The sequence below is a fragment of the Klebsiella sp. HMSC16C06 genome (assembly GCF_001808325.1).
Classification (GTDB): Bacteria; Pseudomonadota; Gammaproteobacteria; order Enterobacterales; family Enterobacteriaceae; genus Klebsiella; species Klebsiella variicola.
On the sequence record NZ_KV793012.1, the window covers coordinates 255,676 to 281,610 of the forward strand.

Consider the following 25,935-nt stretch of genomic DNA (forward strand, 5'->3'; position numbering starts at 1 on the left):
CGACACCAGGGTGACTTAGGCCTTCTTACTGGAAGGCGGTAGTTAGAAAGCAGGGATAGTGCCGGTTGACTACCCCTTTTGTGCAGAATTGGGTAAAAGATAATACCTTTTTTTAAAAGTATTTTTATATTTACTCGTTTCTCGCAAGTATGAAACCAGTGAACCCACTGCAACTAAAAGAAGAACTACAGCTAACGCTATCATCAGTATGGTTATCATGTGAGTTAACCCTCCTAAGGACCATGGATATTATGGTTCGCATGAGGGGTAGTGTGGGATTTAAGTGGGAAAATTCCTAACTGGAATTTTTTCTTAATTTGAAACCTGATATGAAACTTTATTGTTGGTTTTGTAATGATTCAATATGAAATGATTAATTATTGTCTGCCAGGATATACAGTTTTCCGAAAGAGGTGTTTTTACTGGTTACATCGGATTGACTATGCACTTATCGCATAGCTAATGTAGATGCGTGGTGAATCCCCCTGTGCGGTGGGGCGACCAGCCAGGTTTTCTCTTTGAGCACACACGCAGGTCTGTTGGCTGGGGCAGACTTACCGGGAGGCACCCGGCACCACAACATACTGCATAACCCCATAAAGGCCTTCCATTACGGTAGGCCTTTTATCTTCTGGTTGTATCTAATACTGTGGGCAGGTCAGCTGGCTTATGCAGGACAGATTATTTTTTCTTGTTGAATGCCGCTTCTGGTGTGCTTATATTCCACCTAAAAATGGGTAGGTGTGTTGTGATTAGAAAATGCTATGCAAGAATGTCTGACCCAGCATCGAATGACAAGCTGACACTGGAAATGCTTGTAACTGACGGTGGGCGTAAGATTTTTATCTGGGATTTTGATAAAGGGGTGGCAATTTTCTCTGAGGGTATAACAGGTAAGCAGTCTAAATACATAGTGCAAGGTGAAAAGCATGCAGGTCATATCAATCTTATCAGAGATAATACGATTGAGCGCACTATTTATGGGGTTAAGGAGCTCACCTGTGGAAATGGTGATTCCGGTAAATCCTCTCCTGTGTTTTGCTCATTGTGCGAGGGGCAGATACTCATAATCGAATGCCAAAAGGCTTTTATAAGAAAACCATTAAGGCTTGATGAACTCATCTTTGAATAGAACTACTTACGATACATTCCTCATATGTTCGAAGGATATAACATCTCTCAGGTATCCTGCTTCTGGATGCCGGGAATGTGTACCGCTGGTGGGCTGGATTCTTGGAGCCTTTGCCCAGCAGTTTCAGGTGATAAAAAAACCCGTGGAGTAAATCCGACAAATTGACGGGGCGCTGCAGTGGCAGCCAATGTCGGAGTTTAGTCAGATTTCGAGGTGTTTTTCTACTGGTTTTGAGAAAAAATGGATGGTCTGACACTACAGGAAGTGGCTCATCCCTGAGCTCACGGGTAGAACAGTAGACTTTGTCATGGCAGAGCAAAGTCATAAATAAGTGTAGAATGTGTTTCTGATTTAACAAGCTTAGCGAGTGTATGCTTCCTAGATTGTACGTCTGTAACTTTCGTAATATTTCTGCCATTTCAAAATTAAGACATTAGGTAAAACCTGAGGAAATTTAGAGGGTAAGAGAAGCTGTAAACAAAAAAATCTCCTCGCGAAGGAAGGTTTTTCACTTTAACGAAATATATTGTTTGCAATGTGGTTTTTTTAGTTCATCATGCATGCTACATTGAGTTCTTATAAAATGAGCTGCTAATTATGACTGAGTGCAAACTTCCACAACTTCCAGAGTATTATCGATATGGTGCTGAACAAATTAACAAGTTGCCTGGGAGTGGGGATGTTTTTCCTCCTACAGGTAGTATAATAAAGTCAGTAAGTTTAAATGAAGGTGTATTTATTTGTGTTCCGGTGCAGCGTTATATACACGGGTTGAATATTTGGGTTGTAGTTGAATCTTCTTGGTAATGATTTTTGTTTGGTAAGAGTGATTTTTCGTTAGTTTGGTGGTTTCTATTTATTATAAATTCGCTGTTGGAATTTAAAATTGGCATCATTGCAATGCTTTCAAACACCGTAGAAGGATTATGATGCTAGTGCAAAATAATATTTATAATAATTCGGAGTCATATGCTATTCTTTTGTTTAGTATATGGCCTGTCCTTATTGTACTTCTTGTCGTGATATCTTGCGCCTTTTACGGTGTATTGATGCATAAAACTGCAATTTGTTGTTTTCTGTCAGCCATGTTCCTTGGTGTCGCAGGCTGGTTTTATGGATGATCACCAATAGCTCTAATATGAGTCGCTTTTTAGTATAAAGTCAGGGTGTCATTACTTTACCTGGCTTGTAGCGTTGGTTCCCTAAAGTTTGACGATAAAAGGCCCTGTTAATACAGGGCCTTTCTGTATGTATTATTTATCAAAGAGGTAAGACATGTCAGAGATCACCGCATCCGAGCAAATCCGCCTGGATATCATCAAGAAAGTGAATTACGACACCGCAGCGGCGAAGTTAGCCATTGACTGGGTAGGCGACAGCTATCTGAAGTCTGAGCTATTCGCAGACTCCTTTGATCGTGTCTTCACTGAAAGTGAGATTGTCTCGAAGACCCGCAAGGCAATCCAGGAAGCGACCGAAGCGCTGGCGCTGTTTGATACCACCGCTGAGTAATCATCACAAAGGCCACCATTGGTGGCTTTTTTAATGGTTATCGAATAGGGGGAGCCTATGCCGGTATGCACGATTTCAATAGAGGTAAAAAGCCGCTGGTGGCTGCCGTTCTACCTCAAGACTCTGGCTTTATTCTGCCTGATGTTCCAGCTCGAACCTGATTACGAAAAGACAGCCGCACTCATCACTAAGCATGGCATCAGCCATAAAGTGAAGGCGGGACCAGTGCGAAAGATTACGGAGTAATTCATGGCAAAACCGGACTGGGGCGAGCTTCAGCAACGGTTCCTGTCCGATCATGCCGCAACCGGCGTATCACCGAAGGATTGGTGTGAAGCGCAGGGACTGAATTACGCTACTGCCCGCCGATACATCAAGAAACCCACAGCGCAAACTGCGCAAAAACCTGCGCAGAAGAAATTGCGCACTGCGCAAAAGGAAAAGTGCGCAGAAGAGCTGGTGGATGATGATGGCCTCACCGATCAACAGCGTTTATTTGTCGCGGAATACCTGAAGGACAACAACGCCACGCAGGCTGCTATCCGTGCCGGGTACAGCAAGAAGACAGCGAATGAGCAGGGCGCAAGGCTGTTAGCAAAAGTTAGTATTGCGCAGGCCATTGCGCAGCAGCAGAAAGCATCCATTGTGCGCACGCTTGGAAGTGCTGATGAAGTGCTTGAGCAGATGTGGCGCCTGGCCACCTTCGACGCCAACCAGCTATCACAGTATCGCCGCGGGAGTTGCCGCTATTGCTGGGGCTTCGGTCACCAGTACCAATGGCGTGATGCTGTTGAGTACGAAGAGAAGCGGCTCGAAGCGCTTGAACGTAAACGTCGAGAACCTTTGGATGATGGCGGATACGGCTACGACCACACCAGCGCACCTAACCCGGAATGCCCTCGCTGTAATGGTGATGGCATCGGCCAGCCTTTCTTCACTGATACACGCAAGCTGGCGCCTGATGCTGCGCTTGCCTATTCCGGCGTTAAGCTCGGGAAGAATGGCGTTGAGATAACCGCTATTAGCCGCGAGCGAATGTACGAGGCGGTGATGAAACGGCTCGGCCTGGCTGATAGCGAGTTCGCCCAGCGTCTACAGCAGATAGAAATTGAGCGCCGGCAACTGGAGGTCGAAAAATTACGCAAAGAGCTGGCTGCTGACCCGGAGGATGACGAACCAACGCCAGTTGCGATCAATATCAACGTAGTCGACGCACGAGTGAGGGAAGAGGATGGCGATAGCACCGACGCTTAACATCCCTCAGGCCAAATTCCTTGCGATGCAGTACAAATTTAAGGCCTATGTCGCCGGCTTCGGTTCTGGCAAGACGTGGGTCGGCTGCGGTGGTATCTGCAAAGGGATGTGGGAACACCCCAAAATCAACCAGGGTTACTTTGCGCCAACGTATCCGCAGATCCGTGACATCTTTTATCCCACTGTTGAGGAGGTGGCCCACGACTGGGGGCTGAATGTCAAAATCAACGAGGGAAACAAAGAGGTTCACTTCTACGCCGGGCGCCAGTACCGAGGAACGACGATTTGCCGCTCGATGGAGAAACCGCAAACCATCGTTGGTTTTAAAATCGGTAATGCGCTGATTGATGAGCTGGACGTAATGCCCGCCAAGAAGGCGCAGTTAGCCTGGCGAAAAATCATTGCTCGTATGCGTTACAACGTGGCCGGTCTTCGTAACGGGATCGACGTCACCACGACGCCGGAAGGGTTTAAATTCGTTTATCAGCAGTTCGCAAAGGCTGTACGCGATAAGCCTTCGCTCTCAACGCTCTACGGCCTGGTGCAGGCCTCGACGTTCGACAACGAAAAGAATCTGCCGCCGGACTATATCCCGTCGCTGATGGAGTCATACCCGCCGGAGCTGATCAAGGCTTATCTCCGTGGCCAGTTCACCAATCTGACCAGCGGGACGATTTACCATCAGTTTGACCGTAAGCTGAATAACTGCCGGGAGGAAGAACAACCCGGTGAGCCGCTGTATATCGGTATGGATTTCAACGTCGGGAAGATGGCCGGGGTTGTTCATGTGTTACGTCTGGGGCTTCCGTTTGCGGTGAATGAAATTGTGAAGGCTTACGACACCCCTGACATGATCCGCATCATCAAAGAACGGTTCTGGCTGTACGACGGCAACGATTATCGCAAGGTGCGGGAAATCTATATTTACCCGGACGCTTCCGGCGATTCCCGTAAATCCAGCAATGCCAGCGCCACTGATATCGCTCAGCTTAAGCAGGCCGGCTTCAATGTGGTTGTTAATGCATCAAACCCGCCAGTGAAAGACCGCATCAACGCGATGAATGCCATGTTCTGCAATGGTAACGGTGAACGTCGCTACAAAGTGAATGTAAAGCGGTGCCCGGTGTACACAGAATCGCTTGAGCAACAGGTTTGGGGCGAAAACGGTGAGCCGGATAAAACGGCGGATAACGATCACCCCAACGATGCCGGTGGGTATTTCATTGTGAAGCAATTTCCGATTATCAAACCGACTGGAAAAGTCACCCAACTGCGGATGTAAAACCATGCCTGATATTTCAACGCCCAACCTCGACTATAACGACATGGTTGAAGCATGGGATATTAATGATGCACTGATGGGCGGCACGCTGGAAATGCGCCGGCAGGGCAAGAAGTATCTCCCTAAGTGGCCGAACGAAGATCCTGAAAGTTATAAGGAGCGTTTGGCTTCGGCAACGTTACTCCCTGCCTATGAAGAGGCTATTAAACAAAACATCGGGCGAGTGTTTGCTGAGCCGACGGTATTGAGTGAGGATTCTCCTGAACAAATACGGGAGCTGTCGCCGGATATTGATATGGAAGGAAACCGGCTCGATGTCTGGGCGCAGCAATTTTTCAGTATCGGATTCCAGTATGGCCTGGTACATGCGCTGGTGGATTTCCCGAAAATTGACCGGGAGGCAGTAAAAACTAAAGCCGACGAAAAAGCCGCGGGATCCCGCCCGTATGCCACGATGTTAAATCCTCGCCAGGTCATCGGCTGGAAATCGAAAGTGGTTAAAGGGAAAGTGATGCTGACCGATCTGCGTATCAGAGAGGTCATCATTATTGATGGCGACGATTACGGGCAAACGAAAGTTGAGCAAATACGCCATATCATGCCGGGTAAGGTTGAAATTTATCGCCGAAATAAAGGTGATAACGGCGAAAGCCAGTGGCAGATTCACGACGAGTGGGAAACCAGTCGCGATGATATTCCCCTGGTGACGCTTTACACAAAACGCACAGGCTTTATGCGCGGTTCACCGCCACTGCTTAATCTCGCCTTACTGAATATCAAGCACTGGCAGAGTCAGAGTGAACAGGACAACATCCTGCATGTCGCTCGCGTGCCGTTGCTGGTGGCTTACGGTCTGGCCGATGGCGAAACGTTGACGATAGGTTCTTCCTCTGCGACTCGTTTCGATGACCGCCAGCGGCAGGGACTGGAATATGTTGAGCATACCGGGGCTGCGATTGAAGCCGGTAAGATTTCCCTTGAGGATCTGGAAAACCAGATGCGTCAGGCCGGCGCAAAACTGCTGCGCGCGGAAAACACATCGACTAAATCCTTAGACCAGACTCACGAAGAGCGGATGCAGGAGAATTCACCTCTCTACACCATGGCAAGCTCGCTTGAGGATGCGCTCGATAATATCCTGCAGATTATGGCGGAATGGCTGGGCGAGAAAGAAGGTGGCAATGTCGATGTACGCACCGAACTGGATGTTTCAGCCCAGACGTTTGATGCCGCAGCTGCAACAGCTGTTCAGTCGCTCCGTCAGGGTGGTGATATACGTCAGGTCGATGCTGTTCGCGTTTTGCAGGCCCTCAAATTTATCGATCCGGATGCGAAGCCCGAAGAGGTAATCGACGAGCTGCGAAATCAGCAGGTCACGCTGGCCGGCGGACTGAGTAACCCGGGTGGTGCAAATGGCAACGGCGAATGACAAGCTTCAGGATGAATCGATAGCGCATGCGATATGGATAGCGCGGTACAGCACCAGCGTTGCAAACAGGATGATAAAAATCTTGAATGACAGCGATGCGGAACTGACAGCCAGATTGCTGGTAGCGATGGATAGCCTGGATGCTGACAGCTTTACCGTGTCGCGACTGGAAGCGCTGCTCGTTAGTGTCAGAGCTCTCAATCGCGAGGCTGTGCAGTCAATGTACGCGGGACTATCTGATGAGCTGCTGCAACTCGCTCAGCACGAAACAGGCTTTCAGCTGAGCCTGTTCCAGTTTGCGATCCCCGATGATGTGCTATCGCTTCACCCGCTGGTGGGCATTTCACCGGATGCCGTTTACGCAACTGCGATGGCACAGCCATTTCAGGGGCGCCTGCTTTCGGAGTGGGCAGATAACCTTGAAGCTGACAGGATGGCAAGAATTTCCAATACAGTGCGGCAGGGTTTTCTCCTGGGCGATACGCATGAGCAAATCGCCAGAAAGGTCCGTGGTCATGCTAACCGTGGTTATCAGGATGGCGCACTGCAGATGAGCCGAACTAATGCCGGCAGTATTGCAAAAACGGCTGTGGGGCATCTTGCTTCTACGGCCAGGAAAAGCTTTGCAGATGCGAACGATGACATTTTGAAGGGTAAGCAGTGGTTATCCACTTTGGATAACCGTACATCAAAAGACTGTCGGATTCGCGACCGCCTCAAGTACACACTCGATAACAAGCCGATCGGCCATAAGGTGCCGTATCTGCAGGGACCCGGGAAAATCCATTTCTGCTGTCGCAGCGTCGAAACCTACATCCTGAAATCGTCTGATGAGCTGGGTATTGCTGTTGGGCAAATATCAGATAGCTCACGTGCCAGCATGGACGGGCAGGTGCCTTCGGATACCGATTATCAGGGCTGGTTCTCGCGCCAGTCTTTCACGCGACAGTCCCAGATCGTTGGCGTAACCCGGGCCCGGCTGATTCGTGACGGCGGCATGTCGCCCGATGATTTCTACAACGACAAGGGCGAATGGCTGACTCTGGAGCAACTGCGTAACCTGGATGCTCAGGCGTTCAGTAACGCCAGATTTTAAAGCTTTTTAAGTCTTCAATCAGGCTGCCTCCGGGCGGCCTTTTTTATTGCCGTGATCCGGATGGTGAGCGGTGCAACGGTCGGATGACCCCGAAAAGGTAACCACATGAAACTGAAAACAGTCGAAGTTAACGGCAAAAGCTATGCAGAAGTCGATTCCAGCGGTTTACCCGTCTACGTCCACGATGACGGCCAGGAAGTTGGTTTTGATGCTGTGCAGGCCGTTGGGAAAATCTCCTCTCTGAATGGCGAGGCAAAATCTCATCGTGAAGCCAAAGAAGCCGCTGAAGCCGGTCTGGCTAAGTTTGCCAAAATCGGCGATCCGGCAAAGGCGCTCGAAGCGCTGGAGATGATGACTAAAATCGACCAGAAAAAACTGATCGACGCAGGCGCCGTTGATCAGGTTAAAGCGGATATCACCAAATCATTCCAGGCCCAGCTTGATGAAGCTACTCAGCGTGCGACGACCCTTGAAGGCCAGCTTTATCAGGAAATGATCGGCGGCCGGTTCTCTGGCTCGAAATTCATCGCAGATAAAGTAGCAATTCCGGCAGATATGCTTCAGGCGCGGTTCGGTCAGTCCTTCAAAGTCGAGGACGGCAAAGTCGTTGCCTATGATGGCTCTGGCAACAAAATTTACTCCCGCTCGAAGCCGGGCGAACTGGCGGCCTTTGATGAGGCGCTGGAGTTCCTGGTGGAGCAGTACCCACAGAAAGACCACATTCTGAAGGCCAGCGGCAACCAGGGAGGCGGCTCACGGCAGTCTCAGCATTCACTCGGGCAGAAAACGATGAAACGCGATGCGTTTACCAGTTTGAGTCCGACAGATCAGCAATCAACTCTCAAAGACGGTATCACCATCGTCGATTAATTTTTTGCCAGCCGCCGGATGGCTGCTGGTGCCGGAGCTGGATAGCTCAACCAACCCTATATTTTAATCTCAAAGGAATCTATACACATGGCTAATACGCTTACCGGGTTGATCCCGACTATCTTCACGGCTCTGGATACCGTATCTCGCGAACAGGTCGGTTTTATCCCGGCTGTATCGCGCAATGCTAAAGCTGATGCGGCGGCGAAGGACCAGACTGTTACTGCGCCGGTTGCGCCACCGGCAACCACTGTTGATATTACCCCGGGGGCTACTGCGCCAAATGACGGCGACCAGACGATCGGCACCGTTGATGTCAAAATCACCAAATCAAAAATGGCCCCGGTCAAATGGAACGGTGAGGAACAACTGGCGCTGGGGCCCGCAGGGACATACAACACCATTCTTGCTGATCAGTTTAAGCAGGCTTTTCGCGCGCTGGCTAATGAGATGGATGCAGATCTCGCGGCTCTGTATTTCGCATCCTCTCGTGCTGTTGGTACGGCCGGCACCGCTCCTTTCGGTATTGCAGGTGATTTGTCGGATGCGGCAAATGCGCGCCAGGTTCTCTCTGACAACGGTTCGCCGACAACTGATCTGCAGATGGTTCTCGGTTCTTCGGCTATCGCAAACCTCCGCGGTAAACAGTCTGTTCTGTTCAAAGTAAACGAGTCTGGTACTGATGCGCTTCTGCGCGAAGGTATCGTGGGGCGACTGGAAGGATTCAACATCCACGAATCCGCGCATGTTAAGAAACGCGCTGCATCTCCGGCTGCCGGCTACCTGGTGAATGGAGCAAAAGCTGAAGGCGATATTCTGATTGCCATTGATACCGGCACAGGTGCTTTTGCAGCGGGCGACATCGTGACGTTTGACGGGGACAGCAATAAATACCTTGTTGCTGCTGCGACGGCCACAGCAATCACCCTGGCTGCTCCTGGCTTACGTCAGGCACTGGCCGACAACACCGCTATTACCGCTGGTGGCGCCTACACCGCAAACATGGCGTTTGATCGCAATGCATTCCTGCTTGCATCCCGAACCCCGGCAATGCCGCAGGGCGGCGATACTGCGGATGATGTGATGAACGTTACTGACCCCGTATCTGGCATCACTTACCAGGTAGCACTGTACCGCCAGTATCGCCAGGTGCGTTACGAAGTCGGTTTGTCCTGGGGCGTAGCGGCAGTTAAGTCGGCGCACTCAGCGTTGTTGCTGGGCTGATAAACAGGGGCTTCGGCCCCTTTTTTTAGTGGAGGGCTAATGGCCGGATTAACAAAAGAGCAGCGCGCCCAACGAGCTGCTGAGCAAACTGCGTCTACGCAGGCGGATAACAACGAACCCGTATCGACCACATCGCAGCTGGTGGCGATGGTTACCGATTTCCCGGCATTCCCGGGTGCGCCCAATACCGCCAACGTTCACCCTGATGAAGTGGAGAACTGGAAGGCGCACGGCTGGAAAGAAATGGAGTGATGCATGATCACTTTCATCACCGTTGAAGACGTCAATTCGATTCTCGGTGCCACCTGGACAGATGAAAGCAAAAAAGCCAAATCTGTGCTGATGGCTAATACCTGGATGAATGGACTTAACCTGAAAATGCCGTGCGATAAGGCAACTCACGAAATCATCATTCCTGACGATGTGAAGCAGGCTGGCGCCTATGCAGCGCTAGCGGCCTCGAATGGTGGCCTTTATCAGCAGAAAACCGATTCTGGTGTGTTGCTGAGTAAGACGGTAGATGCCGATGATGTCAGCGTTTCAAAGACCTTCGCAGAACTCGGTACCAACAGTTCGGCATTGCTTGATTCGGACCTGCAGCTGGCGCTGGCCATGCTTAAGCCCTATGGCGCTAGTCAGTCACAGGTGCGGCTGGTGAGGGGGTGATATGGGCATTCGTGACGAGTTGCAGACCGAGGTCGCCGCAGCCTTCGATACAGACCTGCAGGATGCCGTTAAGGATTTCACTGGGTCATACACCGTTCGAGGTGCCTGGGACCCGGTGACGGAAACCGGCACTGAAACACAGGTGACTTACTCGGGGCGTGGAGTGCTGGCGCGCTATAAACTCCGCCGTATCGATGGCGTTAATATTCTGCATGGTGATGTGAAGCTAACCGCCCTGGTTAACGAGGTGACTGATAAGCCGGCCGTCGGGCATATCATCACCGCACCGGATTCTATTACGGGTGAGCTTCAGCGTTACGAGATCATAACCGCTTCTGCCGACTCTGCTGGCGCTGCGTACTCGATTCAACTGCGGAGGGTGTGATATGGCCAAGGGCTGGAACATTGACCCGGCAGCATTCGTCGGGCTGGTGGCCGAAGATGTCAAACTACGCCAGCGGACAATCGCCATTCAACTGCTGAATGAAATTGTTCAACGGTCGCCAGTAGGAAACCCGGAGCTGTGGGCCATCAACGCGACCGCGGTTCAATACAACAAAGCTGTTGGGGAATGGAACGAATCTCTTTATGCCGATCCTGCTAACCTGACCAAAACGGGAAGGCTCAGGAAGAAAGTCCGTGTTAATGACAGCATGGATATCAGGCGGCCGGCTGAGTATCGCGCAGGAACCTTCAGGGCATCGCATTTTGTCAGCATCGGCGAACCCGATCACTCCGTCCCGACCGAGCCGGATCCGCGTGGGACAATGACATTTCTTAATGGCAAAAATATCATTGACCAGGCGCCAGCCTACTCGGTGATTTACATTCAGTCGAACCTGCCTTACTCCGTGCCTCTGGAGAATGGTCACTCAACGCAGGCGCCAACAGGCGTCTATGCCGTCTCGTTTAATGGTGTGATTCAGGCCTACAAATGACCCTTACAGAAATCAGAAACGCTGTCATTTCCCGAATGGCGGCACAGACCGCTATTGCCTCTGATGCGGTGGATTATCCCAATGGTCCGGTATTTGACCCCAGCAACCGCGATATCTGGGCCCGCCTCACCAACATTGCAGGACAGGCTGGCGCAACCGAGATCGGGGATGGGCCGGTCGTCCACAGGACGGGCTTACTCATCATTCAGCTGTTTGTTCCGGTCGGCTCCGGGACGTTGCTTATCTCCCGAACGGCCGATCAGCTAACGGAGTTATTTGAGTTCAGGGACGATGGAAAGCTGAGTTATTTCGCTGTTTCTGCTGTGCCGGCGGGTGAGACCGATGGCTGGTTACAGCTCAATCTTCAAATTCCTTATCGCGCTCTGTAGCGCACAAAAAACAGGAGGCTCCTGTGAGCTCAGGTGCAAAAGTAGTAGCCGCGTTTATTCGCGAAACAACGCCAGGAATCACGCCTACAGCAGGGGCGTGGAACCTGCTGCGTCGTTCTTCATTTGGTCTGAAACCAACGCAGAACACCAACGACAATGACGAAATCGCTGGTGACCGCATGGCGCAGGGCGTTTCACGTGGCACAGTGGATGTCGGCGGCGATGTCGGCACACGGTTTCGCTGGAATCAGCATGACGATTTTCTTGCCAGCTGTTTCGGTACCGAATGGGTAAATAACGTGCTGACGATGGGTAATGGTCGCATTACGTTCTCCGTGGCTTCCTATGCCGAGGATGTGGGTATCGCCCAGATCGCCCGCGGCTGTCAGGTGGCAACCCTGCAGATCGAAATCCCGAATGATGGTGACATCACTGCTACGGTCACGTTTGCTGGCCTGGACTGGGAAACGAAAGGTGACGATACCAGCTTCTTTAGCGCGCCGGTCGATAATGCCGGGGCGTTGCGCTATTCGTTCAAAGAGGTAACAGCCCTCAGCCTGAATGGTGTAGCTGGTGGTAATGGTTTCTGTGTCGATACCTTCAACATCCAGTTCGACAACAATATGCAGACTCAGCGCTGCATCGGTACCGGCTCGGCGTTCGCCGGCGCGAATATTCCGACAACATTTACGCCGTCCGGGCAGATCACGCTTTCTTGGTCAAAAGCTGCGTGGGAGCTCTATAAGAAAACGTTCACCGGCGAAACGGTGCCGTTTAGCTTTACGCTGGAGAATGCTGAAGGTGCATATACCTTCTATTTCCCGGAAGTGCAGATTTCCGGCGACTGGCCTGATGCTGGGAGCACTGACATTGTTCAAGTTCAGCTGGATATCACCGCGGCCAATACGCCGCCAACTATCACCCGCGTCCCCAAAGTGCCGGCGACGGCGATCAGCGTTGCGCCGGGCACTTCAACTGGGGCCGTGGGTTCTACGGTGACGTTAACCGCCACGCTTACCCCAGCTGATTCAAGTGATACCGTCGAGTGGACGTCATCGGATCCGACTATCGCCAGCGTGGTTTCTACCGGACAGAAAACAGCGAAGGTCACGCGTAACGCAGCCGGTACTGCAACCATCACCGGTAAGGCCCGCACCTTTACGGCAACGACTGAAATCACCGTTACCGCGCCTTAATTTACCAGGCCCGTTCTGCTGAGCATCGCGGATCGGGCTTCACTATGGAGTTATTATGCTGATTGTTACCCCAAAAATTGATTTAAATGGCGAGCGCTGGTTTTCACCTTATCAAAAGCCAGAAAACAGCAATGAAGAATACACTCCGGAAGAGGAATCGCTTTTCAAACTTCGCCTGCTGGTGGCCAGCAGCGAGAATCCACAATATCGCTCCCGTAACGCGCTGGTGCGCCGCCACATCGATAAGATGGACGCAGGTTATAAGGTAGGCACCAAAGAATTCAATCTCTCCAGAGTGGGCGATATCGACTCTGTTGATGACTTGCTGATCGATAATGTCGCGCGGTTTCTGTTGAAGGGTTGGGAAGGTGTGGGCCAGTTGGTAGATGGCGTAGAAGTTGCCATCGACTACACGCCGGAAGTCGGGATCGCCATGCTGAAACAGCACCCGGAGCTGTACTGGCTGATACTGGCTGAGGCAGCGAAAATTGCTCAGGGTAAAGAGCAGCAGACTCAGGAAACCGTAAAAAAGCCTTAGAGGCGCAGATGTGGCTTAAGGAGTTCGGGGGCGAACAGGGCGAGAAAGCAAAGTGGCGCAGGGAGAAGCTAAATCTCCCGCCCATTCCAGAGCCTGAAATCGATGCAGTCACTGGGGAGATCCTCAACGCTTACGCCATGATATCGCGCGGCAGAAAGTATGCCGGCATGGCCGGAGTGCCGCTCCCTCTGTCCCTGAATGATATCGAGCTTTACCTGGCATCGCGCACCATCCTGATCGACCGCATTGAATTTGACGCAGCGATACTGGCCCTCGATGATGCCTGGAGAGATGAGTGGGCAGAAGAGCAGAAAAGACAGGCAAAAGTGAAGTAGTCATATCATTGTCTACATCTTTTCTTGTGCTAACCTGTGTGCAAATATTAATGATGGGGATAGGGCTTTGAGCGAAGATATCGGAAATGTCAATTTTGGCATTAGCCTTGGTGGTTACAAAGATGAAGAAACGGCAAAGGAAGTTGGAAATGCTGTAAGCCAATTCATTAAAATACTCTGCAAGTATATCGATCTTACATCCTTAGTTGGAATTTCAATAAATTATGATTATCAATATGCATTAGACTCAGTTGACAGAGGGATTGAGACTTCTAATACATTAACTCCATCTGATGGCGATGTTGTAGGTGTCGCTATGGTTGTTCGAGTTATGCGTAATGGTGAGCCTAGATGCCATATCGTTTTTAATGCTCTTCACATTGAGGGTATTGTATCTCCAGTCAATTCGCCGGAGTGGCTAACTGCTATTGGAATCATTTCGCATGAATGCGCTCATGTCTCAAATAGCAATGCCTTAAACAAATGTTTTCCGGGGCGGATGATGAGTTACCGCTATAAAAACATCCATGAGCAATTGAGAGGGGAGTGTTGGTTATCTGTGATGGAGGAATATTGCGCAACTAGATTGAGCGCGCATATTGGTGAAGATCAGAGCAAGATGTTCAAAGCGTCTTTTTTCAGACAGGCTTCTAAACTATATGATAAAGCAAAGGATTCTATATTTAACTATCAGTTTCATCAAAGCGTAGACAAAACATTAAATGAAGTTTATTCGGAGATTGAAATGACTTTGAAACTTGCAGCATATTTTTTAGGGGATACTGCAGCAAAAGGTGTTAATTACAAGGATGGAAATGAGGATGACATGTCTGAGTTCTCATGGCTTATTCCCTACATTGAAAGATTAGATTCTGCGAATGCCGTTATTTTCGAAAATTATGGAAGATGGAAATCGATTGATGAGTTTGAGGTGATATCAGATATCCTTGATGATATTGCCAGATATCTAGGCGTAACCGTCTCCTTACGTCCACAGGGTGTGTGGGTTGATATTAGTTATTATTAATAGAGGGGGCTATAATGAATAATTTTGCTATATTAGTTCCTTTGCTTTGTCTGGTAATGCTTGGGTGCACCTATACAAACCAATATGAAAGTGGGTCTCAAATAGCTGTTGAAAATGTGAACCGGATTGTTAAGGGTAAAACAACTGAGGCTGAGTTGATCGGTATGTTTGGACAGCCTTTTTCTAAGGCAGTCATCAGTGCGACTGAGGCCAAGTGGATTTACACACACAATGCGGTGTCAGCTTCAGCCCAGGCGTTTACCATGAAAACAACATCAAGCGCTGAAATGACAACGCTTGATATCCTTTTGAAGGATGGTGTGGTCGTTAATTATGCGTATACCAAATCCCCTCTAAATCCAACTATGAACATGAAAACGTCTTTGTAACAAGAGAACCCACTCCGGTGGGATTTTTTATCATTGTTTAAACATTCCTTACCCGCTTGATTTGCGGGTTTTTTATTGCCCGGAGAAAGGTAAATGACAGAACAAACATCCCGCCTTGCTATTATTCTCGATAGCACCGGAGCAGAAAAGAACGCGGATAGTTTAGCCAGTGCTCTAAACAAAATGACGGCAGAGGGTGAAAAAGCTGAGTTCGCAACGGATAATCTTTCCGCAGCTACTAAAGACCTGAACTCCCATCTTAAGGTCGGACCAAAGCACGCCATCGAAAATGCGAAGTCAACAAGGTCGCAGCGGGAAGAAATAGAAAAATTACTGGATAAGCTTGACCCTACGTCAAAGGCGTTTGATGAGCTCGATAAAGCAATGGAGCGGCTGAAAAAGGCAAATCTATCTGGTGTGTTGGGGGCTGAGGAATTCAGCCACTACAGTTCCATCATTGATCAAACTCGCAATCGTCTTCAGTCTGCTCAGGATGAATTGACTGGGTATACGCAGGCCCAGAGAGAAGCTGCGAAAGCGGCTCAGGATTCAGCAGCGCAACAGGCGCAGCAGGAGCGAATTCTCACACAATTACAGGCTCGCCTTGATCCCGTCACCCACGCATTACAGGCCCTTGACGAGCAGCAACGGCAAATTTTCGAATATACGTATAGTGGTGCGCTTAGTATCCAGCAGTATGATGCCTACAGCGCCAAAATTGCCGAAGCCCGCCGTGAGCTGAACGGAGAAGCGCAAGCAGAACGTGAGGCAGTAAAGGCTCAGGAAGAGCAGCGTGCTTCGTTGCAGCGATTAGTTGGCCAACTTGACCCTTTCTCAGCTGCGTTAGATAAAATCAAGAAACAGCGAGCTGAACTGTCGGCAGCCAAAGATGCCGGGCTGCTTACGCCTGAATACCACGCAGAGCTTTCAAATAAGCTGGATTTGACGGAGAAAGGGCTCAATCAGGTCAGCAATGAAATGCGGTATGGGGCCATCTCGGCAGGGCAGTATAAAAATGCCATGCGTTTACTCCCCGCGCAGTTGAATGATATTGCTGTTGGCCTGGCTGGTGGTATGCCTTTGTTCACTATCTTCATGCAACAAGGTTCGCAGATCGCTGATTCGTTTGGCGGTTGGGGTAATCTGTTCGAGATCATAAAACAGCAGTTGCTGGGGGCCGGAGATGCCGCCGATGAATCAAGCGATTCCCTGTCAGATAACGCTAACTCATTGTCTGAAAATGCAGAGAATGCCAAAAAGCTCACTGGATTCCTGAATCCCATGACTATCGGGATCGGCGCGCTTATTGCGGTCGTCGGCACCCTTGCATACGCATGGTACAAAGGCAGCCAGGAGCAGCAGGAGTTCAATAAGTCCCTTGTTATGACCGGGAATCTGGCCGGGGTGACGACCGGGCAATTAGCTGATATGGCAAAATCCGTCGCCGACAATACTGGAAATACTACAGGGGCTGCTGCCCAGGTACTAAACCGTGTTGTCTCTGGCGGTAAAATTGCAAAAGACTCGATGAAGTCAGTCACGGAAGCTGTTGTGTCCATGAATGATGCCACCGGTGAGTCTATCGACAGTATGGTGTCGGACTTTGAGAAAATCGCTAAAAACCCGGTGGCGGCTATCGGCGAATTGAACGACAAGTACCACTTCCTTACTCTGGCGACCTATAACCAGATTAAAGCTTTGCAGGATGAGGGTAATCAGCAGGAAGCGGCTCGACTGGCGACTGAATCCTATGCTGCAGCTATGAAGCAACGTGCTGACCAGATTCAGGGGAATCTAGGTTCACTGGAACAGGCATGGAAATGGCTGGGAGATGCAGCGAAAGGTGCCTGGGATGCCATGCTTGATATAGGTCGTGAAAAATCTATAGATCAAAAAATAGCTGAAGCTCAGGAAGAGCTAGGCAGAGCGCAAAAGTCACTTTCTGATTTAAGTGCCGGACAATCAAAATATGCCGGGCCATATGGCGCATGGAAGTCTAGCGACCTTTCTATGATGCAAAAGGGGGTAGATGCCGCCAAAGCGCGATTATCTTCATTGCAGTCAGAGAAAACAGCTCAGGACGTCATTAACGGTCTCTATGACGCAGGCAATCAGAGGCAGCAAAAAGGTATTGAAGCGCAGATAAAGATCAATGCCCGGGCTGATCGTCTAGCTTCAAACAGAGAAAAACGCATTAAGGAGCTAGCTGAACTTGAAAGAGAGCTTGTAGACGCCAGGGCTGCGGGTAGGGTAATAAGCGCTGAGGATGAGGCTAAGTATCGAAAAGATATAAACGATAGATACAAAGACCCTAAAAAACCAAAAACACCGAAGGGTAAGGCGTACACCGAAGATGCTGGTACCCGCATGCTCGACCAGCTTAATCAGCAATATGCTGCGTTAACTTCTCAGTTCGATATAACAGAGAAGACTGGAGTTGCTCAACAAGCGCTTATCAAATGGGAGCAACAACTCGCCGACATAAAAAGCAAGAAGACCCTGACCGCCGATCAAAAATCATTGCTCGCAAATCAGAACGAAATTACAGCGCAATTACAGAAAAATGCAGGCTTAGAAAAGGAAATAGCGCTTCGCAAGGATGCCGATAAATTAACAGCTTTCAAGAATACGCTGACATCTGGACTACAGACAGATGCGACGACTTTACAAAATGACCTCAACAACAACACAATCTTGTCACAGGAGCAAAAGCGCCAACAGGAACTAACGAAGATTGTCACCGAGTATCAGAAAAAGCGTGTTGAGCTGACCAATCAGCGCACTACAGGGCAGATCTCGCAAAATCTGTACGACCAGGAGACGGCTGCTTTGCAGCAAGCGCTAGATCAGCGACTTGCCATGCAACACGCTTATTACACTCAGATAGATCAACTCAATAGCAATTGGCAGCTTGGCGTCCAAAACGGAATGCAGTCATACCTTAACAGCGTGCCCACGCTCTACGAATCAGTGACCGCGGCGACAACTTCAATATTCAGTTCAACTGAAACAGCAATCTCCTCAAACTTGTCTGCGATGTTGCAAGGAACCGAAAGCCTAAGCGATGGATTTAAAAATATGGCGGTAGGGATGGGGCAGGCGGTAATTGATGCTTTGACCAAGATGGCTGCTCAATGGCTGGTATACCAGGCGGTTCAATTGCTTGTAGGAAAAACGGTCGCTGCTGGTGCCGCTGCGTCTATGGTTGGACAAGCTACGGCCATGTCGCAAATAGCAGGAATTAATGCGTACGCATCAGCGGCAGCAATACCTGTTACAGGATGGGCTATGGCCCCAGCGGCTATGGCGGCAGCTTTGGCAGCAACCACCCCCCTTATAGCATCAGTAGCTGTAAGTTCTGCAGCCATGACTGCTGGAGGTGGACTAACTGGCATGGCTCACAACGGTATCGACTCTATCCCATCGACTGGCACATGGTTGCTGGAAAAAGGCGAAAGAGTTATGACCGCTGACACATCCGCAAAGCTGGACTCAACACTGGAGAACCTGCGCAAAAATGGGCTGGACGCGACGCTAAGCAAACCGGGGTTCGGTACCGGTGTCCAGAACGTTAACAGCGACAACAGCAGCAAGACCACCATCCATGCTCCCATTGAGCAGCATTTCCATACGCCGCCAGGTGTGACACCTGATCAGATGACTCTCTCCATGGCTCAAACGCAGAAGCGGGCGACAACAGATGCGATTAATCAGGTTGCATCGCAAGTGTTGAAAGGGGATGGGAAAGTTGGTAAGGCAATGCGCAGTAAATATCCAGGCAGAGGGTTAGAGTGATGACTGATATCTACTACCCGCATGACAGCCTCCCTATGCCATTACAGGAAGGATACGGATTTCAGCCTGTGAGCCCGTTAAAACGAACCCAGTTAACCACCGGTCGCGCGAGGCAAAGGCGAGCTTTTACGTCCACGCCGACGCAGGCCAGCATCACCTGGTTTATGGAAACCGATGCGCAGGGCCTGGCGTTTGAGTCCTGGTTCCGTGATGCGTTATCTGACGGGGCAGCGTGGTTCATGATGAAGCTGCAGACGCCGGTGGGCATTAAGTTTTACAAATGCCGCTTCACAGATATTTATCAGGGACCGGTGCTAGTGGCCCCGATTTACTGGAAGTACACGGCGACGCTTGAATTATGGGAACGCCCCCTTGCTCCTGCCCCATGGGGTAATTACCCGGAATGGATCGTCGGCAGCTCACTGCTGGATATTGCGCTGAATAAGGAGTGGCCTAAGCATGACTCAGATTAAACGCCTTTACGCCAGCAGCGGCCCGGAGCTGATCATTGAAACGCTGCAGATCACAATTGGTTCTGACGTCCATTATCTGTGCCAGGGTTACGAGAACATCACAGCAACGACGGAGAACGGCGATACCGTAACGTTTTCAGCCTGTGCGATAGACATTGCGCTGCCGGCGCGCAATGCGGACGGCACGCAGGACCTCAAATTTGCCTTGTGCAATATCGATGGTGTTGTGTCCACGGCGATCCGCAATGCGCTGGCTAACCGTCTGTCTGCATTTCTGACGTACCGGCGTTATATCTCCACGGATTTAGCGGCCCCTGCGGAAGTGCCGTATACGCTGAAAATCAAGTCGGGCTCCTGGACGGCGACAGAGGTGCAGATCACTGCGGGTTACATGAACATCCTCGATACCGCCTGGCCGCGTTACCGCTACACGCTCCCTGTATTCCCCGGACTGCGTTATATCAGCTAAGGAATCCCAATGTTCAACCCTGATAAATACCGTTCTGTTAAATGGCAGAAGGGCGGCAGAGCCTACCCGCTACTTGACTGCTTCGGCATTGTGAACGAGATACGCCGCGATCTGAATTTACCCGTCTGGCCCGATTTTGCAGGGATAACCAAAGACGACGGCGGCCTCGACCGGGAAGCACGCCGGATGATGCTTACCCTTGAGCGCTGCGAACCCTGCGAAGGGGCCGGGGTGGCCTGTTATTCCGGGTCGACTGTCACCCACGTAGGGATCGTGGTCAGTATCGATGGTCTGTTGCATGTGGCGGAATGCAACCCGGGTACGAACGTCACCTTTCTGCCGTTGCCGCGGTTTAAGCGGCGATTTGTCAAAGTGGAGTTCTGGCAATGACCATTCGTTTTTACCCGTCCCGGCTTCCCGGTGAACCACTCGAAACGCATGAGCATGGTGTAACCAGTATTCGCAGCTGGCTGGTGGCAAATGTTGAAGGCTACGAGGATCGGGATGTCCCACCGCTTACCGTTGAGGTTGAGGGGCTGTTAATTCCTCCAGGTGAGTGGGCCACCTGCGTGATTCGCCCTGATAGTGATGTCAGGCTTTATCCGGTTCCATTCGGGCTGGAGGCCGCCACAATCGCGTGGATCGGTATCGGTATCTCCGTTGCCGCTGCAGCCTATTCGCTTGTTTTGATGAGCACCATTGATACGGGCGGCTATACCTCATCCACAGGGCGGAGTCTCGACCTGAACCCGGCGCGGGCCAACACCGCAAAACTCGGTGATGCCATTCGTGAGGTGTTTGGCCGGGTGCGTATCTACCCAGATTATGTGGTGCAGCCGGTTACCCGGTTCGATGCCGCCGATCCTACGAAAATACGCGTCCAGATGCTGCTATGCCTCGGAGTCGGTGAACTGATTTATACCAATGGCGATATCCGGGTTGGCAGTACGCCAGCTTCAACGCTGCCGGGTTTCAACATCACCTATTTTCCGCCAGGCGCGGACGTTTCCGGCGATGAGCGCAGCGAAAACTGGGTCAACTCCACCGAAGTGGGCGGGACGTCATCCGGCACCGGGCTGGACATGGCCCAGACGTCGCCGGACGCAGACGACATTATCGCAGACAGCATGACCGTATCCGGTTCGAGCGTAACGTTTACGGGGCTGGATACGGATGATGATGATGATAATGACGAGAACGATAACGCACTGCCGCCCAGTTGGGTCGCTGGCGCCGTGGTCGAACTGAAAGCCCCGGCGAACTACCAGATCACCACGGCGGCTGGATACAGCGTTATCGCAAGCCCGCTGCTGACGGAGATCGCGCCGGTGGTTGGAATGCCGGTGACGCTGGGGTTTAACTCTGTCGATTACGATCTGTTTATCGCGTCATATACCCCCGGCCAGGCTGCAGTGCCCGGCACCGGGGGGAGTGCGGCAAAAGTCCAGGCCAGTGCGGCCCCAACCACCTACGATTTTTCGACCAGCTCCAGCACGTTCACGATCACCTGGCAGGGGGTTACCTACCCGGTGTCGCTGGTGGCTAACTATGTCTCGATGTCGGGACTGCTGGCGGCTATCACCGAGGGACTCACTGGCTCCGGCCTGGTTGCGCAGGACAACGGCGGCACCGTACTAATAACCGAGGCGGCCAGTCCGTTCGCGGGTGGGGCGATCACGTCCTCTGCGCTGCCTGCAGCTGCTTTCGGTGATGCCCCGGTTTACACCTCCGGCACGGCATCAACCGGCGGCAGCCCGGCGGTAACGGCGAATGTGACGCTTGCCTATAACAGCGCCACGGGAACAGTCTTTTCCGGCATGCCGGAGGGGGTGCAACGGCTTTCACTTGCTCACCGCGGGAATGAGTACCGCATTGTCTCGACCGACGGCACAACGGCGACGGTGGCGCGCCTGGTTAACGGTACCGTTGATGAGTCATGGCCGGGTTTCACCGCCAGGACGATGATTGACTATGAGGCCACTGGCCTTAACGACACGCTTAGCTGGCTGGGGCCGTTCCTCGTATGCCCTGAAAATGAAGTAGTGGATGCGTTCGAGGTGAATTTCTCCTTCCCGAACGGCATCTGTGGCTTTGACAGCAAGGGGAAAAAGCGGCTTCGGCATGTTGAGTGGGAGATACAGTATCGCGTCTACGGTTCCGGATCGGGGTGGGTGAGTCACCAGGGCGAGTATGCGCTGAAAAACGTCAACGGGTTAGGTTTCACTGAGCGGATCACCCTCAGCTCTCCGGGGCTGGTAGAGGTTCGCTGCCGTCGGCGCAATGAGCAGGGCTCAAACAACGCGCGAGACAGTATGTACTGGCAGGCACTGCGCGGGCGACTGCTGACGCGCCCTTCATCCTATCCCGGCGTGTCGCTGATGGCGGTGACCGTTGAGACGGGCGGGAAGCTGGCGGCGCAGTCAGATAAACGCGTAAACGTTGTGGCCACTCGGGCCTATGAAACCGGAACGGCCAGAACCATTTCGGGAGCGCTGCTGCATGTCGCAAACTCGCTGGGGCTGGAAATGGATGTCGACACCATCAACGCGCTGGAATCCGCGTACTGGACGCCACGGGGCGAAAATTTCGATTTCGCCACGGGCGACAGTATCTCAGCGCTGGAAATGCTGCAGAAGATAGCCAATGCCGGGAAGTCCCGCTTCCTGTTGAGCGATGGCCTGGCGACGGTAAACAGGGAAGGGATTAAGCCCTGGACTGGCGTGATCACTCCGCATGAGATGGTGGAGGAGCTGCAGAGCGGATTTACCGTACCGTCCGACGATGATTTTGATGGTGTCGACGTGACGTACATCAACGGGACTACCTGGGCAGAGGAGACCGTTAAATGCCGGACGTCGGACAATCCGACGCCAGTGAAAATCGAAAACTACAAACTCGATGGGGTACTGAATCAGGATCACGCCTACCAAATCGGCATGCGTCGCCTGATGAAATACCTGCAGCAGCGGGTGACGTTCCAGACCACTACCGAGCTGGACGCGCTGTGCTACAACCTGGGCGATCGCATTGTGCTCACGGATGATATTCCGGGTAACAACACGATTTCCTGTCTGGTGGAGGCGATGACAACGGCTGGTGGCGTGACAACGTTCACCGTTACGGAGCCGCTGGACTGGTCTTTCGAAAATCCCCGCGCGCTGATCCGCTATCAGGATGGTTCTGCATCCGGGCTGATGGTGGCGAGCAGGGTAGGCGATTTTCAGCTGTCAGTCCCGCACCTGAGCGAGTTTGATGACCCGATGAAGGTTGACCTGTCGTCGGCAACCATCGAGCCGATCCGCCTGGTGTTCTGCGGATCAACGCGCCACGTCTACGACGCCATTGTAGAGGAGATCGCCCCGCAGTCTGACGGAACATGCCAGGTCACCGCTAAAGAATACCTCGAATCGTTCTACCAGTACGACGACGCCACATACCCCGGCGACGTCGCTTAATACCAAAAAATCCCTTTCAACTTTTCTTTCGCTCAAACCCTCGTTTGGGCGAACGCCTTTTTTGGAGCAAAAAACATGGCCTTTAACCCGGAGCTGGGGAGCACGTCTCCCGCTGTGCTGCTCGATAACGCCGAGCGTCTGGATAAGCTGGTCAATGGGTCCGAGCTGACTGAGCCGGATCGCGCTGGCGTTGAGCTGGATACCTGGCGCGGAATGATGGCGAAAAACGATGAGATCAGGGAGAACCTGATCCCATTGAGTAAGCAGTACATGACACTGGCGGCTGCCCAGGCGGACATCGCGAATATTCCAGAAGGCAGCAGCACCTATGTGCGTAGCCCGGACAGCAGCGCGCTGGCTGACGAGTACATGAATGTGGCTGGGACGCTGACAGCAACCGGGCGTAGAATGCCTTCTCAAGCGGCCATCCAGGCAGTTCTTGACTATATCTCATCTCTCATTGCTACTGATGATGCTGATTCTCCTTTACTGACACTTAATGATGAGGCGGGGTTTCGTCTGGCGGCATTCGGCCTGAATGCAATTCAGAGCAATGCGATGACGGCTGAATATGATGAGTTTATTGATGGTTTTGTGTTCCGGGATAGCGTCGGATTCGTTATTCAGCAAATAGGGACTCCTCTGCTCAGCTCTGTTGACAGTGTTCAGCCTGTCGTTGAGCAGCAGCGATTGGTGACTGAGGCATTCAGTGCTGAGTCTGACGCGGATATTTCTGGTTTTGTATTTCGCGACAGTGTGGGATTTGTCCTGATGAATCTCAATGGTGAGCAAAGCAATCAGAATAACGATGGGGTAGATGACATTTCACGCAGAAATGCAGCAAATCTTGCCGCTGCTGCTGCCGCACGAGACGAAATTAATACGCGTATTGCTCGGCCGGTTTACGATTACAATATTCTGATCACAGACGGCCAGTCGCTGAGTAACGGGAATGAGGGATGGGCTGCACTGAGCAAGGACATTCGCGCTACTCTGAACATTAATATGCTCGGTGACTCCGTCCGGCCAAAAAATGAGAACGGCTCGACGTTTACGCCGCTTAACGGAGCTGAAATCAGACCAGCCCGTGCAGTGGTGCAGGATTTAATCGCCCCTCCTGATGGCGGAAACCTCATGACTGATGAGGCCGTGGCTGCGCTGCCTCGCGGTGCTAACAATTTCGGTGAAACCGTCGATATCGGCGCGATGTGGATGTGGCGGGAAATGCAGTTACAGTTCCGGGGGCTGACAACGGATGAGCGCAAAATTGTGGCTGTCAACTGCGGTGTTGGCGGGCAGATTATTGAACACCTCTCTAAAGGCCATTCCTGGGGATTCTACAACCGGATCATTTCAGCCGTTACCCAGATTAAAGCCATTGCTGATGCCGAAGGGAAAACCTGCGGCGTGGTGGGTTTTTTATATCTTGGCAATGAATATAACTATGACAGCACAAAAGGAGGGGCGACAGACCGCGCAGAATACAGAGCACTCCTGAGAAAGCTCATTGATGATGTCATTACCGATACTACCGCTATCACCGGGCAGACAGAGCCCCCCCTGACTGTGCTGTATCAGACCAGCGGCAGCTGGACGCGCGACAGCACGAATATGAGCATTGGCGAGGCTCAGCTCGATATCTGTGCCGCAGACGCAAACGTTATGATGGCATCACCGGCGTATGCTGTCACCGACAAGGGTGGCCATCTTGACGCGAACGGCTACCGCTGGCTGGGAATGCAGTTCGGAAAAGTGCTCCATCGTGCAATTGATCGTCGCCAGAACTGGCGTCCACTGCAACCCCTGTCAGTCACGCTGAGCGGAACATTCCTGCGTGCGGATTTCCTGGTGTGGAGCCCGCCGCTTCAGTTTCGATCATGCTACGTGGGTTCATCTCCGACGACGTATGCCGCAAAAGGATTCAGAGTCACTGACGATGCCGGGGACGTTCCGGTGACGCGTGTCGAAATTGTAGCCGATACCGTAGTCGATATTACGCTGGGGCGTGAAACGACCGGCGATGTTTATCTCTGGTACGCCAGCCAGACCGGAAGTAACGGTAACGGAAATCTGTTTGACAGCGACACAACGGTCGCTGTTGCGAATTACGAATTTCATGAAGGGACAGGGCAATATCCGGAATCAAATATTCCAGAGCTGGTAAACCGTCCATACCCACTGAATAACCCCTGCGTGGCATTCCGCCGCCAGGCAACCATTATCTGAGGAAATATATTATGGGCTCACGCATTACTGTTCCGGGTTTTTTTGGTGACAAAGGTCTCGGTTTCGATCCGCTTATTCGCCGGGGAATGAAATTTCTTAATTTTTTCGGAGAGACAGATAAAACCGGTCGGAACCTGGCGCCGGGTGGTGCGGCTGCGACTGTGCTGGGAACGCCCATCGTGAAGGAAAATGGCGTCCAGTTTACTCCTGCAGGCACATTGCTTGATACGGGTATTCTTC

The 25,935-nt window shown here is 51.6% G+C and carries 25 protein-coding genes and 1 pseudogene; 25 read left to right on the forward strand and 1 reads right to left on the reverse strand.

The annotated features are described in order from the left end of the window. Positions 1-69: 69 nt before the first annotated feature. Positions 70-219, reverse strand: a complete 150-nt coding sequence (locus HMPREF3142_RS30240; protein ID WP_139041352.1) for a small membrane protein — start codon at positions 217-219, stop codon at positions 70-72. 553 nt (positions 220-772) lie between these two features. Here HMPREF3142_RS30240 and HMPREF3142_RS20095 point away from each other — a divergent pair. The 25 genes and pseudogenes from HMPREF3142_RS20095 to HMPREF3142_RS29970 all read left to right on the forward strand — a co-directional run. Next, entirely contained in the window at positions 773-1,132 is a 360-nt protein-coding gene (locus tag HMPREF3142_RS20095; RefSeq protein WP_070612456.1) for a hypothetical protein, read from the forward strand. 1,275 nt (positions 1,133-2,407) lie between these two features. Continuing rightward, positions 2,408-2,644 (forward strand): DUF2560 family protein, encoded by a 237-nt coding sequence (locus tag HMPREF3142_RS20100; RefSeq protein ID WP_032755209.1) that lies wholly within the window; start codon positions 2,408-2,410, stop codon positions 2,642-2,644. A 249-nt stretch (positions 2,645-2,893) separates the two neighbouring features. After that, on the forward strand, positions 2,894-3,898 hold the full coding sequence (locus HMPREF3142_RS20110) for a terminase small subunit (protein ID WP_070612458.1): 1,005 nt from the start codon (positions 2,894-2,896) through the stop codon (positions 3,896-3,898). Next, positions 3,876-5,180 carry a terminase large subunit domain-containing protein gene (locus tag HMPREF3142_RS20115; RefSeq protein ID WP_012967901.1) on the forward strand — a complete coding sequence of 435 codons (1,305 nt, stop codon included), beginning with the start codon at positions 3,876-3,878 and terminating at the stop codon, positions 5,178-5,180. Before HMPREF3142_RS20110 ends, HMPREF3142_RS20115 begins: the two co-directional genes overlap by 23 nt. A gap of 4 nt (positions 5,181-5,184) precedes the next feature. Continuing rightward, complete coding sequence (locus HMPREF3142_RS20120; RefSeq protein WP_012967902.1) at positions 5,185-6,609, forward strand: DUF4055 domain-containing protein; 1,425 nt, start codon at positions 5,185-5,187, stop codon at positions 6,607-6,609. Continuing rightward, positions 6,593-7,705: a phage minor head protein gene (locus tag HMPREF3142_RS20125; RefSeq protein WP_070612460.1), complete on the forward strand. Its 1,113-nt coding sequence runs from the start codon at positions 6,593-6,595 to the stop codon at positions 7,703-7,705. Before HMPREF3142_RS20120 ends, HMPREF3142_RS20125 begins: the two co-directional genes overlap by 17 nt. A gap of 105 nt (positions 7,706-7,810) precedes the next feature. Beyond that, a complete protein-coding gene (locus tag HMPREF3142_RS20130; protein WP_024359389.1) occupies positions 7,811-8,575 on the forward strand; it encodes a DUF6651 domain-containing protein in 765 nt (254 codons plus the stop codon). Between the two features lie 87 nt (positions 8,576-8,662). Next, entirely contained in the window at positions 8,663-9,799 is a 1,137-nt protein-coding gene (locus tag HMPREF3142_RS20135; protein WP_004184463.1) for a P22 phage major capsid protein family protein, read from the forward strand. 39 nt (positions 9,800-9,838) lie between these two features. Then, on the forward strand, positions 9,839-10,051 hold the full coding sequence (locus HMPREF3142_RS20140) for a hypothetical protein (protein WP_016160819.1): 213 nt from the start codon (positions 9,839-9,841) through the stop codon (positions 10,049-10,051). Positions 10,052-10,054: 3 nt separating this feature from the next. Beyond that, positions 10,055-10,465 (forward strand): protein singed, encoded by a 411-nt coding sequence (locus tag HMPREF3142_RS20145; RefSeq protein ID WP_070612462.1) that lies wholly within the window; start codon positions 10,055-10,057, stop codon positions 10,463-10,465. 1 nt (position 10,466) lies between these two features. Beyond that, positions 10,467-10,850, forward strand: coding sequence for a hypothetical protein (locus HMPREF3142_RS20150; RefSeq protein WP_012967908.1), 384 nt, complete (start codon positions 10,467-10,469; stop codon positions 10,848-10,850). A 1-nt stretch (position 10,851) separates the two neighbouring features. Then, on the forward strand, positions 10,852-11,403 hold the full coding sequence (locus HMPREF3142_RS20155; protein WP_070612464.1) for a hypothetical protein: 552 nt from the start codon (positions 10,852-10,854) through the stop codon (positions 11,401-11,403). Continuing rightward, the gene (locus HMPREF3142_RS20160; protein WP_012967910.1) at positions 11,400-11,792 is read left to right on the forward strand and encodes a phage tail terminator-like protein; all 393 of its coding nucleotides are present in this window, start codon (positions 11,400-11,402) and stop codon (positions 11,790-11,792) included. Before HMPREF3142_RS20155 ends, HMPREF3142_RS20160 begins: the two co-directional genes overlap by 4 nt. A 23-nt stretch (positions 11,793-11,815) precedes the next feature. Next, a complete protein-coding gene (locus HMPREF3142_RS20165; RefSeq protein WP_070612466.1) occupies positions 11,816-12,988 on the forward strand; it encodes a phage tail tube protein in 1,173 nt (390 codons plus the stop codon). A gap of 55 nt (positions 12,989-13,043) precedes the next feature. Beyond that, a complete protein-coding gene (locus HMPREF3142_RS20170) occupies positions 13,044-13,526 on the forward strand; it encodes a hypothetical protein (protein WP_070612467.1) in 483 nt (160 codons plus the stop codon). Positions 13,527-13,534: 8 nt separating this feature from the next. Continuing rightward, entirely contained in the window at positions 13,535-13,861 is a 327-nt protein-coding gene (locus HMPREF3142_RS29965; protein ID WP_070612469.1) for a hypothetical protein, read from the forward strand. Between the two features lie 67 nt (positions 13,862-13,928). After that, a complete protein-coding gene (locus HMPREF3142_RS29130; protein ID WP_141751818.1) occupies positions 13,929-14,888 on the forward strand; it encodes a hypothetical protein in 960 nt (319 codons plus the stop codon). Between the two features lie 14 nt (positions 14,889-14,902). Continuing rightward, the gene (locus HMPREF3142_RS20185) at positions 14,903-15,277 is read left to right on the forward strand and encodes a hypothetical protein (protein WP_070612472.1); all 375 of its coding nucleotides are present in this window, start codon (positions 14,903-14,905) and stop codon (positions 15,275-15,277) included. A 93-nt stretch (positions 15,278-15,370) separates the two neighbouring features. Further along, a complete protein-coding gene (locus HMPREF3142_RS20190; RefSeq protein WP_070612474.1) occupies positions 15,371-19,072 on the forward strand; it encodes a phage tail length tape measure family protein in 3,702 nt (1,233 codons plus the stop codon). Further along, positions 19,072-19,545: a hypothetical protein gene (locus HMPREF3142_RS20195; protein WP_070612476.1), complete on the forward strand. Its 474-nt coding sequence runs from the start codon at positions 19,072-19,074 to the stop codon at positions 19,543-19,545. The genes HMPREF3142_RS20190 and HMPREF3142_RS20195 overlap by 1 nt, the downstream gene beginning before the upstream one ends. Beyond that, positions 19,532-20,014 carry a DUF1833 family protein gene (locus tag HMPREF3142_RS20200; protein WP_070612478.1) on the forward strand — a complete coding sequence of 161 codons (483 nt, stop codon included), beginning with the start codon at positions 19,532-19,534 and terminating at the stop codon, positions 20,012-20,014. The genes HMPREF3142_RS20195 and HMPREF3142_RS20200 overlap by 14 nt, the downstream gene beginning before the upstream one ends. Positions 20,015-20,023: 9 nt before the next feature. After that, a complete protein-coding gene (locus HMPREF3142_RS20205; RefSeq protein ID WP_064182646.1) occupies positions 20,024-20,404 on the forward strand; it encodes a hypothetical protein in 381 nt (126 codons plus the stop codon). Next, positions 20,401-23,469 (forward strand): host specificity factor TipJ family phage tail protein, encoded by a 3,069-nt coding sequence (locus HMPREF3142_RS20210; protein ID WP_070612480.1) that lies wholly within the window; start codon positions 20,401-20,403, stop codon positions 23,467-23,469. Before HMPREF3142_RS20205 ends, HMPREF3142_RS20210 begins: the two co-directional genes overlap by 4 nt. A 75-nt stretch (positions 23,470-23,544) precedes the next feature. Beyond that, a complete protein-coding gene (locus HMPREF3142_RS20215) occupies positions 23,545-25,695 on the forward strand; it encodes a hypothetical protein (protein WP_070612482.1) in 2,151 nt (716 codons plus the stop codon). Between the two features lie 11 nt (positions 25,696-25,706). Then, positions 25,707-25,935 (forward strand): annotated as a pseudogene (locus HMPREF3142_RS29970) (hypothetical protein); the annotation flags it as partial.